The organism is Streptomyces sp. JLBG701 (assembly GCF_058544905.1).
The window spans coordinates 2,718,378-2,733,848 of record NZ_CM178588.1; the positions used below are offsets into that span (position 1 = coordinate 2,718,378).

The window sequence follows — 15,471 nt, forward strand, 5'->3', positions numbered from 1 at the left end:
GTTGTTACCCACAAGTATTACCGGTGGTATGCGCTTGCTTGTTGGCGATCTCCGCCAATGGCCGACCCTGCCCGACCTACGATTCCGGCATGCAGGGGCTCGAAGTGGTGCTCGTCCGGCTGGCGTCGACGGTGGCCTCTACGGTCGCGAGGTCGATGCTCGCACCGAAGCCCGGGGCGGGTCTGGTGAGCGATCCGGTACGACCGCTGCCCAAGCCGGCGGGGCCGGAGAAACTGGCGCGGGTGCTGGGGGGCCGTATCGTCTCGGCGTATGCGGCGGTGCCGGAGCACGAGCGGCTGGCGGCGGTGGCGGCCGTCCAGGACACGTTCGCGGCGGCGGGGGCGGGGGCGGTCGACGCGGAGCGGTTGTTCGCGGTGGACCTGGATCCGGGGCGCCTTGCGGGTGAACTACGGCGGCCCGTGGCGGACTTGGCCGAGCGGGCGCGGGAACTGTACGGGGAGCTGCTGGAGCTGTGCTGTGCCCATGTCGTCGAACAGCTCACGGCACAGCCGTCGTTCGCGGCGCGGGCAGCGGTGGAGCAGACGCGGCGGACGGGTGTGCTGCTGCGGGGCGCTCCGGGGGCGTCGGGTTCTTCGGCGGGGGGCGCTCTCGGATTCGAGCAGCGGTACGCGGACTTCGTCTCGCGGGCGTACTCCCGGCTGGAGCTGTTCGGGGTGACCATGGGCGGGCGTCGGCGGGCCGAGTGGCCGTTGGACACCGCGTACATCAGTCTCGCCGTGAGCGGGGAGCGCCTCCATGAGCCGCATCGGGAGGGACTCGGCGGGGTGGGTGCGACACCGACCGCCCTGAAGGTGGAGCAGGCGCTGGCGGACTGCGACCGGCTGGTCCTGCGGGGACCGGCGGGGTCCGGGAAGTCGACACTGTTGCAGTGGCTGGCACTGAACTCGGCGCGGCAGAGCTTCGGTTCGGAGCTGGCGGACTGGAACCGGTACGTTCCGTTCGTACTGCGGCTGAGGTCCTTCAACACGCCGGACGGGCTGCCCATGCCGGAGGAGTTCCTGCCGGCGTCGGGCATACCGCTGCGGGCGCCCGAGGGGTGGGTCGAGGAACTCCTCGGCAGTGGGCGGGCGTTGGTACTGGTGGACGGGGTCGACGAGGTGCCGGTGCGGTTGCGGGGCCGTACGGAGAACTGGCTGCGGTCGCTGATCACCGCGTTCCCGAAGGCGCGGTACGTGGTGACGACCCGGCCCGCGGCGGTGCCGGAGGAGTGGCTCACGGCACAGGGGTTCACGGCGCACACGCTGCTGCCGATGGAGCGGGACGACATCAGGGCGTTCGTACGGCACTGGCATGACGCGGCCCGACTGGAGTGCGGGCCGGAGAGCGAGCGGGAGCTGCTCGACCGGTACGAGGAGGGGCTGAACCAGGCCGTGACCATGCGGCGCGATCTGGGGCGGCTGGCCACCAACCCGCTGATGTGTGCGCTGCTGTGCGCGTTGAACCGGGATCGGCGGATGCAACTGCCGCGTGCGCGGAAGGAGTTGTACGACGCGGCACTGGACATGTTGCTGGTGCGGCGGGACACGGAACGGGAGATCTCGTCCGTCGAGGGGGTCGTACTCTCCCGTGACGAACAGACGGTCCTGCTCCAGCGGTTGGCCTACTGGCTCATCCGCAACGGCCAGGTCGAAGCCTCCCGCGACGAGGTCGTCGGCATGCTGGACGAGTGGCTGGCCTCCATGCCACAGGTACGCGAACAGGGCGACGCCGAGCAGATCTTCGCCCACCTCCTCATCCGTAGCGGGCTCTTGCGTGAACCCGTGCCGGGTTACGTCGACTTCGTGCACCGCACCTTTCAGGACTACCTCGGCGCGAAGGCCGCCGTCGAGGCGCGGGACTTCGGTGTTCTGGTGCGCAACGCCCATGACGACCAGTGGGACGACGTGGTCCGATGGCTGTGGGGCACGCGCGCGTGGAGGAACGGGGGCGGCTGTTACGGCAGTTGCTGCGGCGGGCGGAAAAGGTGCAGCGGTATCGGGAGCGGCTGGTGCTGTTGGCGGCTGCCTGTTTGGAGCATGCGCCGGAGTTGGATCCTGGGGTGCGGGGGGAGGTTGAGGAGCGGGTGGGGGTGCTTATGCCGCCGCGTAACAGCAAGCAGGCGAATTCCCTGGCCAAAGTGGGTGAACTGGTACTGGAGTTGTTGCCGGAGCCCGGGGAGCTAACGGAACGTGAGGCCGCGGCAGTAGTGCGGACAGCGGGGCTGATCGGAGGTGACGCGGCGCTGGGGGTGATCTCGCGGTTCCGTGCGGATCAGCGCAGCGGAGTGCGAGACGCGCTCGCCGACGCATGGCAGTCGTTCGGCATCGACGAGTACTTCGAAGCGGTCCTCGACGGGACCGTGACGGCCAACCAACTTCTGACCATGCACAGCGCCGAGCAGTTCGCGTTGCTCCCCCGTCTGCCGCAGCTCACAGATCTGGTCCTGGAGGGCGATCACCGCATTCCCGACGTCCTTCTCGAACACACCGCGATGGCATACTTGGGCTTCAGAAAAAATGACTCACTCAGTGACCTCTCACCTCTGCGTCGGCTGCCACGCCTTCGCAGCCTCCTCCTCGCACGTTGCCGGTTGGTCACTGATCTCGGCCTACTCTCCGACCTTCCCTTGGAACAGGTCTATCTGTACCGGCCTGCCAGGCAGCTCTCACTGGCACCCCTCGGTGGCCTGCCCACCTTGCGATTCCTGGTCCTCGACTTCCCGCCCGTGGAGACGAGCCTGCGCGAGCTGCCCTTCGGCCCAGAACTCACCGGCCTCGGCTTCCTCCAGGGGGCCGGAGCCATGAATCTGTCGGGGCTTGAAGCCCTGACCTCACTCCGCTGGCTCGCGATCAACGAAAACCAACAGTGGCGCCACTTCCTCGCTGCTGGTGTGTTCTCACCCCTACTCACGTTCCAGGTCCTGGATGTGCACCGCGTCGATCTCGCCGACCTGTTGCCCCACCAGGGGCTGAAGGAGATCTACTTGAGCGCGATCGCCCAGGTGGAGAATCTCGCGGCACTCGCCGAGCTACCCGATCTGGAACTCATTGGGCTCTCTCGCTGCGGCCCGGTCGACCTGACGCCACTGGCCCGCTTGGAGCACCTCAGGGTCGAGCTTTTCGACTGCCCACAGGTACAAGGCACCGACCTCTTCCCACCGAACCGCCTGTACATCGAGTAACCGGAAGCCCCCTCACGCCCCCGCCGCCCCCAACAGAACCCCCACCCCATAAGTAACCCCCATAGCCAACGCCCCGCCCACCACATTCCTCCGCACCGCCCGCCCCACATCCGCCGCCCCCAACCGCGCGCTGCTCCACCCGGTGAGCACCAGCGCGCCCAGCACCGACACCACCGTCACCAGGAGCCGCCAGTCGGAAGGCGGCAGCACGATGGCCAGCAGGGGGAGCAGCGCGCCCACCGTGAACGACAGGAAGCTCGCCCAGGCCGCGTGCCAGGGGTTGGTCAGGTCGTCGGGGTCGATGCCGAGCTCCACGCGTGCGTGGGCCTTCAGCGCGTCCCGTTCCGTCAGCTGGAGGGCCGCTTCCAGCGCGACCTTCCTGGACAGCCCGCGGTCCTCCAGCAGCTCGGTCAGTTCCTCCAACTCGGCTTCCGGTTGGTCCCGTAGCTCTCGTCTCTCCTGGGCCAGCGCGGCCATCTCCGAGTCCCTCTGCGTGGACACGGACACGTACTCGCCCGCGGCCATGGACATGGACCCGGCGAGCAGCCCGGCCAGGCCCGCCGTGAGCAGAGCCGACCGGTCACTCGTCGCGCCGGCCACGCCGACGACGAGGCCGGCGGTGGAGATGATGCCGTCGTTGGCGCCGAGGACCGCAGCCCGCAGCCAGTTCAGGCGGGAGCTGAGTGTGCCGCCGTGGGCCTCGCCCTCATGCGTTGGTTCCGTCACAGGACGGAGGATGGCACCCCGGGCGTCACCAGACCCGTACCGACGCTCCTCGGGCGAACACCGGGCTCGTCGCGTCGGCCGGAGGGTCGGTCAGCGGTTCGGCGATCTCCGCCACGGTGGGGCCCACCTTGGCCGCCACGGCGTCCAGCGTCTCCAGGTCGAAGCCGTACACGCGCGCGGCGTTGCCGCCGACCATCGCCGCGACCTCGTCCCTCGGCACGCGCGCGTAGGCGTATCGCAGGCCCTCCCGGGAGTAGGGGTACGTTCCCTCGTCGTGCGGGTAGTCGCTCCCCCACATGATCTTCTCGACGCCGATCCGGTCCCGTAGCGGCACCTCGTGCGGGCGCATGAAGCTCGCGCCGACGAAGCAGTTGTCCCGCCACACCGCCGAGGGGCCCTTGCCCATGCGTGCCGCCAGCCCCGCTCCGAACTTCGACTCCGCCGTGGAAGCAGACGCAGAAGCAGACGTGGAAGACGCTTTCGTCGCCGCCGCGACCAGCCGCCCGTGGTAGTAGTCCAGCATGTCGAGCACGCCGGGGATCCAGCCCGAACCCTGCTCGGTCAGCACCAGCTTGAGGCCCGGGTGGCGGCGGAAGGCGCCGCCGAAGATCAGGTGCCACAGCGCGCGGTGGGAGAACCAGGTCGTCTCGACCATGAAGACCGCGCGCGCCGCCGGTTCGTCGCCCAGGGGCGGGGACGCCGAGCCCGCGTGATGGTTCACGGGGATGTTCAGTTCCTCGCAGACGCCCCAGATGGGGTCGTACGTCGACGAGTACAGCTCGGGCAGTCCCGAGCCCGGCGGAGTGCCGGGCAGCAGCAGGCCGCCCCGCAGGCCCGCCTGTGCCGACCGGCGGATCTCCTTGACGGCCTCCTCGACGTCGTTCAGGAGGATCTGGAAGACGCCCGCGCGGCGGCCCGGGGCGGCCGCGCAGAAGTCCGCCAGCCAGCGGTTGTGGGCGCGCAGGCCCGCCCAGCGCCGCTCGAACTCCTCGGGCGCGGGCGCCGGCGCCATCAGCGAGCCCGACGGGAAGAACGGCGGAATCGTGTTCGGGAACACGACCTCCGCGACGATCCCGTCCTCCTCCAACTCCGCCAGTCGGCGCTCGGAGTTCCAGTTCTTGTCGGCCGTGTCGGCGACCAGGTCCTCGTACGGATTGACGTACGTCGCCGCCCACGCGTCGAACTCGTCGTGGTAGCGCTTCTCCAAGTACGGCCTGTAGTCCAGGAGATCGGCGCCCGCGTGGCAGTCCGCCGAGATGACCGTGTACCGGTCCTCGCTCATGGCGTCACCCCCAGCACCGGGAAGTCGTGGTCGGTCAGCCAGTGCCGACCCACCTCGCGCGAGCGCGCCCAGGACGCCTCCACGGCCGTCTGGTCGTCGGACTGGCCGAGGTCGGCGGGGGTGGGGCCGATGCGGCGGGCCAGTGGGGCCAGCTTCGCGGTGTCGAAGCCGAAGACCTCCGCCGCCGCCAGGCCGAGCATGCGGCGGGTCTCCGTCACCGGGATGTCGTGGAAGGTTCGTCGCAGCCACGCGCGCGTGTCCGGCCAGGTGCCCTCGGGGTGCGGGAAGTCGCTGCCCCAGAGGATGTTGTCGACGCCGATCTCGTAGCGCTGGGCGAGTTCGCGGCGCTTGGTGTTGGTCGCGCAGATGAAGACCTGGCGGTCGAGGTACTCGTGCGGGGGCCGCTTCACCTCCTGGAACGGGGACAGCTTCTTGCCTCCGTGCGCGCCCAGGTAGAGGCGGTCCATGAACCACAGGAGGTTCGGCAGCCACCAGCAACCCGACTCCGCGACGCCGAACTTGAGGCCGGGGTGGCGCTCGAAGACACCGGACCACAGGAGGAACCACAACGGCCTGGCCGGCCACCAGGTGACCTCGGAGACGAAGATCCCGAGGTGGTGGCCGTACTCGTGACGCGGGGCCGCTCCGGAGTGGGTGAGGACCGGCATCCCGCACTCCGCTGCCGCCGCCCACACGGGGTCGTAACGGCGGTCGTGGTAGGGCTCCTTGTCGACCCACATGGAGGGGATCATCAGCGCGCCGAGACCGGACTCCTTGGCGCGGTACACCTCGTGGACGACCTTCTCCGTGGGGGCCGTCACCGGCAACAGGGCGACCCCGCAGTGCCGTTCGGGGTTCTCGGAGACGAAGTCGGCCAGCCAGCGGTTGTGCGCCTGCGCGCCCGCCATGCCCAACTCCGGGTCCTGGTCGCCGGAGAGGCCGAGGCCCACGCCGAAGGGCGCGGCGGTCTGGCTGTCCACGGCGTCGGCGTCCGGGAAGACCACCTCGGCGGCCACCCCGTCCCCGTCCAGCTCCTTGAGTCGCTGCGCGGTGTCCCAACCCCCGCGCAGGCCCTCCTCGTTGTCCTGGAACCACTTGGTCGCGAACGCCTCGTTGCGGATGCCGAGCCGCGTCATCTCCTCGCGGCGCCGGTCGCGCCCCGCGAGGAACTCGTCGAAGTCCCGGTGGAAACGGGCGTCCAGATAGGGCCGGTACTCCTCGGTGGGCAGCCCGGCGTGGCAGTCGGAGGAGATGATCAGATAGGGCTCCGTCATGACGGCTCCTCAGTCGAGGATGAAGTTCTCCAAGTACGCCGGGTTCGTGCGGTCGAGCATCGACTGTGACCGCGCCCGGATCTGGGCGTCGCTGCGCTCGCTATCCGGAAGCAGCCAGAAGCGGTCCGCGCGGATGCCGTCCACCACGAGGTCGGCGACCTCCTCGACAGGCGTGAAGGCGACCTCCCGGCCGGCCTCCTTCATCGCCTGCTCCCACTGGTCGAGGCTGCGGTACGGGGTCTTGCGGGGCCTCTGTTTGGCGTACCGGTCCGGCCTGTTGCGGTACGACTCCCACAGGCCCGTGCGCAGCATGTGCGGCCCCGGGAAGAGCACCGAGGCGCCCACGCGCGCGTGCTCCGCCTTCAGGTGCGCGTACAGGGACTCGGTCATCGTGACGACGGCCGCCTTGGTGACGGCGTACACGGAGGCGGTGGGCAGGGGCGCGATGCCGCCGTCGCCGGACGAGGTGTTGACCACGTGACCGGGCTCGCCCGACGCGAGCATCCGCGGTACGAACGCCTGGATTCCGTGGAAGACGCCCCACACGTTGACGGCGAAGGCCCACTTCCAGTCGTTCGGTTCGTGCTCCCACATGCGGCCCTCGGCGCCCGAGCCGACGCCGGCGTTGTTGCACAGGACGTGGACGGTTCCGTACGTCCGGTACGCCGACTCGGCGAGTTCCAGGACCTGTTCGCGTTCGCCGACGTCGACCACGCGCGCGTGCACGTCGGCGCCGTCCGCGCGCAGGGCCGCGGCGGCCTTCTCCAGCGCGGCCTCCTCGACGTCGGCGAGGACCACCTTCAGTCCCTCGGCGGCGAACCGGCGTGCCATCGCGAGCCCGATGCCGCTCGCCGCTCCGGTGACGACGGCGACCTGGCCTTCCCGCAACTCCATCAGACGCTCCCCTCGGGCGGCCCGTCGAGGATCTGCCGGGGATCGTCGTAGCGCTGGTGGATGTACGGCAACAGGGCCCGCCCGCTGACCCGTTCGACGACCTTGCCGCGCTGGTCGGTGGTCTTCTCGCCGATCGTGATCCCGACGAGGCTGCGGACGGGGAGGTCGGCGACCGGGTCGTACATCGACTCGCGCAGGACGACGTCGCCGGTGATCCGCTCCAGTCTGCGCACCTTCTCGTTGCGCAGACAGTGCACGAGCACCGGGTCGGCGTCGAAGCCCGAACCGTCCACCGCGGGCAGGAACTTGAAGTAGAAGTCGGTCTTCTGCACCGGCTCGGGCAGCGGCAGGTCTCCGCTCACCGCGCCGCGCACTTCCACGAAGGCGATGCCGTGCCGGGCGAGCAGGGCGCGGACGACGAGGCCGTCGCGTTCGACGGTCACCTCGCCGAGTTTCTTGGGCTCGCCGAAGACCTCACGGCCGCCGGTCAGCGCGCGTTCGTGGGTCATCGGCATGACCAGCGGGTACCAGCCGTCGACGCCGTCATGGGCGGCGGCGACCGCGAACGAGCCCGCGCCCAGCGGATATCCGGGCAGGTCGACCTTGCTGATGTTCACCCGCACCAGCGGCCGTCCGGTGGGTTTGAGGGGTGGGGGCAGGACCGCCGCGACCGCGTCCGGGTCGGTCTCCCACAGGGCCACCACGCCGGTGGACCAGATGTCGGGGAGCCGGGAGTTCGCGGTGCGCGCGGCGGCGATCTCCGCCTCGGTCCGTGCGCCGTAACGTACGCGTGCCATGTCGTACCGCCCTTCATTTTGACGGGCCGTCACCTGTAACACAGTTACAGGAGACCTCGTGCTGGGTAAATACGCGTGCACGAAGTGGACTTGGGGGCCCGATGGCGAGACCCGCACTCACCCGGGACCAGGTTCTGGACGCGGCCGCGAACCTGGTGAAGCAGCATGGTCCGCAGGCCCTGACGATGCGCAAGCTCGCGGCCGAGCTGGGCACCGCGGTCACCTCGATCTACTGGCACATCGGCAACCGCGAGTCCCTGCTGGACGCGCTCGTCGAGCGGACCATCGCCGACCTCGGCGAGATCCGCCCCGCCGGACGCACCCCCGAGCAGCGCGTCGTCTCCGTGGCCCGCGCCCTGCGGCGGCAACTGCGCGAGCATCCGCATCTGGTCGCGATGGTCCACGAGCGCGGCCTGACCGAGCGCATGTTCCTGCCGGCGCAGAGGGCGCTGGTGCGGGAGGTGCGGGCGGCGGGACTGAGCGGCGCACGCGCGGCGGAGGCCGTACGGGCCGTGCAGTTCCAGGTCGTCGGCTTCGTACTCGTAGAACGCAACCGGCAGCGCGCGCCCGCCCAGCACCCCGCCGAGGAGACCTTCTGGCGGACCTCCACCGCGGGCCAGGACCCGGGCCTTGCACGGGCGTTGGCCCGCCCGGTGGACGAGGAGCGGCTGTTCGTCACGTCCGTACGGGCGTTGGTGGCATCCCTGCTCGCACCCGCGAGCACATCCGCGGAAGCGCCCGCGCACACGTCTGCGGAAAGGTGAGCGAAAACGGGTGCGCGCGGCACTGTCAGTGTCGACCCGTATCCTCATGGACCATGCTCGAAGACCGCGGGACCGCAGCGTCCTCCCCCACCGTGTGGCCGGCCGCGTATCCCCAGGGATACGCGGTCGTTGACGTGGAGACCACCGGCCTTGCCCGGGACGACCGGATAATCTCCGCGGCCGTCTACCGGCTGGACGCGCGCGGCGAGGTCGAGGACCACTGGTACACGATGGTCAACCCGGAGCGCGATCCGGGCCCGGTGTGGATCCACGGTCTGACGAGCGACGTGCTGGAGGGCGCGCCCCTCTTCGGGGAGATCGCGGAGGAGTTCGCGACCCGCCTGGAGGGCCGGGTCCTCGTCGCGCACAACGCCGTCTTCGACTGGCAGATGATCGCCCGGGAGTACGCGCGCGCGGAGCGCGAGGCGCCGGTGCGGCAGCGGCTGTGCACCATCGCGCTCTCCAAGGAACTGGGCCTTCCGCTGCCCAACCACAAGCTGGAGTCGCTGGCCGCCCACTTCGGCGTCGTACAGCAGCGGGCGCACCACGCGCTGGACGACGCGCGCGTGCTCGCGGAGGCGTTCCGGCCCAGTCTGCGAGCGGCGGCGGAGGTCGGCGTACGGCTGCCGCTGCACGAGTGCCGGCCGCTGACGGAGTGGTCCGACCGGCCGCCCGCGGCCCGGATCGGACAGCAGTCGGGCGGCTACGGCAGCTACCGGCCCGGCACTTGGCGCCCCTCCCGCAAAAGGCCTGCATGCCCCTATCCCAACCCGGGCCGCTACGAAGACGGCAAACCTCTCAAGCAGGGCATGCGGGTCGCGTTCTCCGGGGACACCTCGATCGAGCGCGAGCTGCTGGAGGACCGCGCGGCGGAGGCCGGGCTGCATGTCGCGACGAGCCTGTCCCGGCTGACCAGCCTGCTCGTCACGAACGACCCGGACTCGGGCACGTCCAAGGTGGTCAAGGCCCGCCAGTACGGCACACCGGTGGTCGACGAGGCGGCGTTCGGACAACTGCTGAGCAATGTCGCACCGGCGTCGGAAGGCTGACCGTACGGACGGGTGATTGCGACGCGACTCGCCCGCCGCCCGCTCGCCCGCGCGGCACCGACGGCCCACCCTGTGGCGCATGGCGAGATGCGAAGTTTGTGGCAATGACTACGGGATGACCTTCGAGGTGCACGCGCAGGGCGCGGTGCACGTCTTCGACTGCTTCTCCTGCGCGATCCACCGCATGGCACCCATCTGCGAGCACTGCCGGGTCCAGATCATCGGCCAGGGCGTCGAGGTGGAGGGCCACTGGTACTGCGGCGCCCACTGTGCCCGGGCGGAGGGAAGGGTGGGGATCGTCGACAAGGTGTGAGGCGCGGCACGAGGCGGCACCCGGCTCCGTACGCCCCACGACCGAGTTGTACGGTCGTGGGGTGTACCGCTTCCTGTTGTCCCGCCAATGGGTGATTCTCACCCTCGTGGCCATTGCGCTCATCCCGACGATGATCGAACTGGGCTTCTGGCAGCAGAGCCGCTACGAGATGCGCAGTGCCCGCAACCAGCTGGTCACCGACGCGCTGTCCGCGAAGCCGGTACCCGTGGAGCAGCTGACCTCCCCCGGACACAGCGTCACCAGCACCGAGCGGTACCGCACGGTCACCGCGACGGGCACCTTCGACACCGCTCATGAAGTCGTCGTCCGGCGCCGCGTCAACGCCGACGACGAGGTCGGCTTCCATGTCCTCACCCCGTTCGTCCTCGACGACGGCAAGGTGCTCCTGGTCAACCGCGGCTGGATCCCCGCGGCCGCCGCGCAGACCGCCTTCCCGAAGGTCCCCGCCCCGCCCGCCGGCAAGACCACCGTCACCGGGCGGCTGATGGCCGACGAGACGACCGCGGCGAGCGGCATCAAGGACATCAAGGGGCTGCCGGACCGCCAGATCATGCTGATCAACAGCGAGGAGCAGGCGCGGCGCCTCGGCACCGAGGTGCTCGGCGGCTACATCCAGCAGACGGCACCGGAGCCCAAGGGCGACACCCCCCAGCAGATCTCCGACCCGGGCAAGGAAGACGCCCCGCTGAACTACGCGTACATGATCCAGTGGTGGCTGTTCGCCGCGGCCGTACCGGTGGGCTGGGTGGTCCTGGTCCGGCGCGAGCTCCGCGACCGGGCTGAGGCCGCGGCCCAGGAGCAGACGGCGGAAGCGGAACCGGCGGCGGTGTAGCGGCAGGGCCGAGGGTGGCGCAGCGCACTCACCCGCCCGGCCCCACCCTGATTGCCCCCACCCCACGCCGGGAACCCGCACCCCGTGCACCCGCGTATCGAGGACTACGCCCTCATCGGCGACGAACAGACCGCCGCCCTGGTCGGCATGGACGGCTCCGTCGACTGGCTGTGCCTGCCCCGCTTCGACTCCGCCGCCTGCTTCGCCAAACTTCTCGGCGACAAGGACAACGGCCACTGGCGCATCGCCCCCAAGGGCGCGGACCGCTGCACCCGCCGCGCCTACCGCCCCGACACCCTGGTCCTGGACACCGAGTGGGACACCGACGAGGGCACGGTACGCGTCACCGACCTGATGCCCCAGCGCCACCGCGCCCCCGATGTCGTACGCATCGTGGAAGGCCTCAGCGGCAAGGTCACCGTCCGCAGCACGCTCCGACTCCGCTTCGACTACGGCTCGATCGTGCCGTGGATGCGCAGGGCCGACGGACACCGGGTGGCCGTCGCGGGCCCCGACTCGGTGTGGCTGCGCAGTGAGCCCGAGGTACGCACCTGGGGCGAGGACTTCGGCACACTCTCGGAGTTCACCGTCGCGGCAGGCGAGAAGGTCGCCTTCGTCCTCACCTGGCACCCCTCGCACGAGCCACGCCCTCAGCTCGTCGACCCGTACCTCTCGCTGAGCGCCAGCGTCGCGGACTGGAAGCGCTGGACGGCCCGCTGCCGATACGACGGCCCCTACCGGGACGCGGTCGTACGGTCCCTGATCACCCTCAAGGCCCTCACCTACCGCCCGACCGGCGGCATCGTCGCCGCGGCCACCACCTCGCTGCCCGAGAAGATGGGCGGCGTCCGCAACTGGGACTACCGCTACTGCTGGCTGCGCGACTCCACCCTCACCCTGGGCGCACTCGTCTCGGCCGGCTACCAGGAGGAGGCCGAGGCCTGGCGCGACTGGCTGCTGCGCGCGGTCGCCGGCGATCCGGCGGATCTGCAGATCATGTACGGCGTGGCGGGCGAGCGCCGGCTCCCCGAGTTCGAACTGCCGCACCTTTCCGGCTTCGCCGGCTCGGCCCCCGTCCGAATCGGCAACGGCGCGGTGACCCAGCTCCAACTGGACGTGTACGGCGAGGTCCTGGACTCGCTGTGGCTGGCCCGGCGCGCGGGGCTTTCGCCCAAGCCCCAAATGTGGTCGCTCCAGGGCGTGCTCCTTGAGTGGCTGCGCGCGCAGTGGCGGCAGCCGGACGAGGGCCTGTGGGAGGTGCGCGGCGGCCGCCGGCACTTCGTGCACTCGAAGGTCATGGTGTGGGTGGCCGCCGACCGGGCCGTACGCGCGATTGAGGAGTACGCCGACCTGCCCGGGGACATCGACGGCTGGCGCGAGCTGCGTGACGAGGTGCACCGGGAGGTGTGCGAGAAGGGCTACGACCCGGTGCGGAACACCTTCACGCAGTACTACGGCTCGCGCGAACTGGACGCCGCCCTGCTGCTCATCCCCCGCGTCGGCTTCCTGCCGCCCGACGATCCGCGTGTCGTCGGCACGGTCGACGCGGTCCGCGAGGAACTCGGCCACGACGGTTTCGTACGCCGTTACGACGCCGCCGACACCCCCGTCGACGGGCTTCCCGGCGGCGAGGGCACCTTCCTGGCGTGCTCGTTCTGGCTCGTGGACGCGCTGCATCTGACGGGTCGTACGAAGGCGGCCCGGGAGTTGTTCGAGCGTCTGGTGGGGCTCACCAACGACGTGGGACTGTTGTCGGAGGAGTACGACCCGGTGGCCGGACGCCAGCTCGGCAACTTCCCGCAGGCGTTCAGCCACATCGGCCTGGTGAACACCGCCCTCGCTCTGTTCGGGGGCGACGGGGCAGGATAGGGGCCATGGATCTTGGACTGAAGGACCGGGTGTACGTCGTCACCGGAGCGACTCGGGGACTGGGCAACGCCGCCGCGCGCGAGCTCGTGGGTGACGGGGCGAAGGTGGTCATCACGGGGCGGGATGAGAAGCACGTCGCCGACGCGGCGGCCGCGCTGGGGGCGAACGCGGTCGGGGTGGCCGTGGACAACGCCGATCCGGAGGCGGCGGCGCGGTTGATCGCGGCGGCGCGTGAGCACTTCGGGGGATTTGACGGGATTCTCGTCAGTGTCGGGGGGCCGGCGCCCGGGTTTGTCGCCGACAACACGGATGAGCAGTGGCTGGCGGCGTTCGAGTCGGTGTTCCTTGGCGCGGTTCGGCTTGCGCGGGCGGCTGCGGTTGAGCTGGAGGCGGGCGGGGTCATCGGGTTCGTGCTGTCCGGGTCGGTGCACGAACCGATTCCTGGGCTGACCATCTCCAACGGGCTGCGGCCGGGGCTTGCCGGGTTTGCCAAGTCGCTGTCCGACGAGTTGGGGCCGCGGGGGATTCGGGTGGTGGGGTTGCTGCCGGCTCGTATCGATACGGATCGCGTGCGCGAGCTGGACGGGTTGTCTGCGGATCCTGAGGCTACGCGTGCCGCGAACGAGTCTCGGATTCCGTTGCGGCGGTATGGGGCGCCGGAGGAGTTTGGGCGGGCGGCGGCGTTCTTGTTGTCGCCGGCTGCGTCTTATCTGACGGGGGTCATGCTGCCAGTTGATGGCGGGATGCGGCACGGGTTCTGACCCACCATTGCCGGCTGCGGGGCGGTGGGGGCTGGTCGCGCAGTTCCCCGCGCCCCTGAGGGAGTTGCACTACCCGGGGGTTTCAAGTCACCCTCTCTGCCCTGTGTTTGACTCCCCTCATCCTTACCTCCGCCGGGAGCGCTGACAGGCCCGCTGAATCTCGGGCGTGTGTCAGGGCCTGGCTCGTCAGGTGGTCGAGTGCCGTCCCTGGATCCACATGGGGCTCCAACAAAAGCTGTACCTGTGTCTCGGGGGCGCTTCTGCGTCCTGTGAGCAGGACCTGGGCTCGGGCCACTCCGTCCAGGGCTCCTGCCTCGCTCGCCAATACGCCCTCCAGGGCTCGGCCTCGTAGCAGGGCGCCCTCGCCGTCGCCGGTGTCGACCAGTACCTCGGTCAGGCGGCGTCGGCGAAGGTTCGCCGTGAGCCACCACAGGGACAGTAGGACCAGCATCGCCAGTACGGCCAGGACCGTTGGCCACCACCAGCCGTCGTCGTGCCAGCGGGTGCGCTCGGTGTTGTTGAGGAGTACGTCGTGGCGGCTGTCGTGGATCCACCAAGAAGGGGCCGGAGCGCCCAGGCCCACGGCGAGTACCGAGCCGCCCAGCAGGAGCAGCAGCAGGCCCACAAAGCCGAGCGCCACGCGGTTCACGATTCTCAGCATGGTCCTCAGCCCTTCCGTCCGGGGCGGCCCACGCGTACCGACAGCGCGGGTGGGCGGGTCAGGCCCAGGCCCCTGATCGCTTCGGCGAGTGTGGTGTCCAGGTCGGCGCGTACCTCGTCGAGTTCGCGGAAGTGGGAGACCGCGCGGACGTCGGCGCGGGTGCGGCTCATCCTTACCCGTACCGACTGGACTCCGGAGACCTCCATGGCCCGGTCGCGCAGCACCGTCGCGGCGGCGGCCCGGTACAGGCCGGCCCGGACATCGGCGTGTGCGGGGCGCATCGGCAGGACGGCGCGCAGGCCGGGCGTGACGGCGAGCACGATCAGCCAGAGGCCCAGGGCCGCGGCGATGCCCGCGCCGACCAGGACCCAGGTGTCGTCGAGGGGGCGTTCGGCCAGTTGCCGGGCCAGTTCGCGGCGCCATCGCATGGCCGGCCGGTCGGCGCGCACGGCGGCGATGTCGTAGAGAAAGAGTCCCGCGGTGGCGAGGAGCAGCAGGGCGACAACTGCCGCGGGGGCGCGGCGTGTTGACCAGAAGCGGCCGCCCTGCTTCTTCTCGTCGCCTACGCGCTCGTAGGCCGCCGCCGACGTGGACTGGTCGAGGTCGCCCTCGACCGCCTTCTCGATGACGGGCAGCCGTTGTGTGCTCTCGGACCCCTGGGACTCGCTCATTGCGTCCTCCCGTGCGTCGCGCCGGGTGTCGGTGTCAGGTGCAGGCGCTCCACCTGGACGGTTACCTCGTGCACCTCCATAGCCACCAATGCGACTACCCGCTGAGTGACGTGACGACGCACGGCACCGCACTGGTGACCGATGTCGGTCGGGTAGGCGAGTTCGACGTTGACGCGGATCCGGGCGGTTTCGTGGTGGACGACGACCGTGGCGTGCGGGGGGACGGCGTCCGGGGGCAGGGGGCCGAGGGCCTCGTGTGCGGCCTGTGAGGCGATCTTCGCGACGACCCGGTCGGCGATCCGGGTCGCACCGCGCTCGCCCGGCTCGACGACCGTCGGGGGTCTGCGAAGCTCACCGGCCCCCTCGACCATGGCCG

16 protein-coding genes are annotated in these 15,471 nt (G+C 70.3%); 8 read left to right on the forward strand and 8 right to left on the reverse strand.

Translation table 11 applies throughout. The annotated features are described in order from the left end of the window. Positions 1–89: 89 nt before the first annotated feature. Both AC5DRG_RS12425 and AC5DRG_RS12430 read left to right on the forward strand, forming a co-directional pair. Positions 90–2,183, forward strand: coding sequence for an NACHT domain-containing protein (locus AC5DRG_RS12425; RefSeq protein WP_491810164.1), 2,094 nt, complete (start codon positions 90–92; stop codon positions 2,181–2,183). Next, positions 2,138–3,181: a hypothetical protein gene (locus AC5DRG_RS12430; RefSeq protein WP_491810166.1), complete on the forward strand. Its 1,044-nt coding sequence runs from the start codon at positions 2,138–2,140 to the stop codon at positions 3,179–3,181. Before AC5DRG_RS12425 ends, AC5DRG_RS12430 begins: the two co-directional genes overlap by 46 nt. A 12-nt stretch (positions 3,182–3,193) precedes the next feature. Here the strand turns inward: AC5DRG_RS12430 and AC5DRG_RS12435 are convergent, their stop codons facing one another. The 5 genes from AC5DRG_RS12435 to AC5DRG_RS12455 are packed head-to-tail and all read right to left on the reverse strand — an operon-like array spanning position 3,194 to position 8,154. Further along, the gene (locus AC5DRG_RS12435; protein ID WP_491810168.1) at positions 3,194–3,907 is read right to left on the reverse strand and encodes a VIT1/CCC1 transporter family protein; all 714 of its coding nucleotides are present in this window, start codon (positions 3,905–3,907) and stop codon (positions 3,194–3,196) included. A gap of 25 nt (positions 3,908–3,932) precedes the next feature. Beyond that, the gene (locus AC5DRG_RS12440) at positions 3,933–5,189 is read right to left on the reverse strand and encodes an amidohydrolase family protein (RefSeq protein WP_491810170.1); all 1,257 of its coding nucleotides are present in this window, start codon (positions 5,187–5,189) and stop codon (positions 3,933–3,935) included. Next, on the reverse strand, positions 5,186–6,463 hold the full coding sequence (locus AC5DRG_RS12445; RefSeq protein WP_491810172.1) for an amidohydrolase family protein: 1,278 nt from the start codon (positions 6,461–6,463) through the stop codon (positions 5,186–5,188). The genes AC5DRG_RS12440 and AC5DRG_RS12445 overlap by 4 nt, the downstream gene beginning before the upstream one ends. Positions 6,464–6,472: 9 nt before the next feature. Further along, complete coding sequence (locus AC5DRG_RS12450) at positions 6,473–7,357, reverse strand: SDR family NAD(P)-dependent oxidoreductase (protein ID WP_491810174.1); 885 nt, start codon at positions 7,355–7,357, stop codon at positions 6,473–6,475. Beyond that, positions 7,357–8,154 (reverse strand): acetoacetate decarboxylase family protein, encoded by a 798-nt coding sequence (locus AC5DRG_RS12455; protein WP_491810176.1) that lies wholly within the window; start codon positions 8,152–8,154, stop codon positions 7,357–7,359. The genes AC5DRG_RS12450 and AC5DRG_RS12455 overlap by 1 nt, the downstream gene beginning before the upstream one ends. A gap of 101 nt (positions 8,155–8,255) precedes the next feature. On the opposite strand from AC5DRG_RS12455, the gene AC5DRG_RS12460 reads away from it, so the two are divergent. The 6 genes from AC5DRG_RS12460 to AC5DRG_RS12485 all read left to right on the forward strand — a co-directional run bounded on the left by AC5DRG_RS12460 (position 8,256) and on the right by AC5DRG_RS12485 (position 13,763). Continuing rightward, a complete protein-coding gene (locus AC5DRG_RS12460) occupies positions 8,256–8,918 on the forward strand; it encodes a TetR/AcrR family transcriptional regulator (protein ID WP_491810178.1) in 663 nt (220 codons plus the stop codon). 53 nt (positions 8,919–8,971) lie between these two features. Beyond that, a complete protein-coding gene (locus AC5DRG_RS12465) occupies positions 8,972–9,967 on the forward strand; it encodes a DEDDh family exonuclease (RefSeq protein ID WP_491810180.1) in 996 nt (331 codons plus the stop codon). A gap of 79 nt (positions 9,968–10,046) precedes the next feature. After that, positions 10,047–10,280, forward strand: a complete 234-nt coding sequence (locus AC5DRG_RS12470) for a hypothetical protein (RefSeq protein WP_079041440.1) — start codon at positions 10,047–10,049, stop codon at positions 10,278–10,280. 61 nt (positions 10,281–10,341) lie between these two features. Continuing rightward, a complete protein-coding gene (locus tag AC5DRG_RS12475) occupies positions 10,342–11,133 on the forward strand; it encodes an SURF1 family cytochrome oxidase biogenesis protein (protein WP_491810182.1) in 792 nt (263 codons plus the stop codon). Between the two features lie 84 nt (positions 11,134–11,217). Then, a complete protein-coding gene (locus AC5DRG_RS12480; protein ID WP_491810184.1) occupies positions 11,218–13,002 on the forward strand; it encodes a glycoside hydrolase family 15 protein in 1,785 nt (594 codons plus the stop codon). A 5-nt stretch (positions 13,003–13,007) separates the two neighbouring features. Then, positions 13,008–13,763, forward strand: a complete 756-nt coding sequence (locus tag AC5DRG_RS12485; RefSeq protein ID WP_491810186.1) for an SDR family oxidoreductase — start codon at positions 13,008–13,010, stop codon at positions 13,761–13,763. 82 nt (positions 13,764–13,845) lie between these two features. On the opposite strand, the gene amaP is transcribed toward AC5DRG_RS12485, so the two are convergent. Genes amaP through AC5DRG_RS12500 form a run of 3 tightly spaced genes read right to left on the reverse strand, consistent with a single transcriptional unit; the run spans position 13,846 to position 15,466 of the window. Then, on the reverse strand, positions 13,846–14,424 hold the full coding sequence (amaP, locus tag AC5DRG_RS12490; RefSeq protein WP_491810188.1) for an alkaline shock response membrane anchor protein AmaP: 579 nt from the start codon (positions 14,422–14,424) through the stop codon (positions 13,846–13,848). Between the two features lie 5 nt (positions 14,425–14,429). Further along, positions 14,430–15,095, reverse strand: a complete 666-nt coding sequence (locus tag AC5DRG_RS12495) for a DUF6286 domain-containing protein (RefSeq protein ID WP_491810190.1) — start codon at positions 15,093–15,095, stop codon at positions 14,430–14,432. Continuing rightward, entirely contained in the window at positions 15,092–15,466 is a 375-nt protein-coding gene (locus tag AC5DRG_RS12500; RefSeq protein ID WP_491810192.1) for an Asp23/Gls24 family envelope stress response protein, read from the reverse strand. Before AC5DRG_RS12500 ends, AC5DRG_RS12495 begins: the two co-directional genes overlap by 4 nt. Between the last annotated feature and the right edge of the window lie 5 nt (positions 15,467–15,471).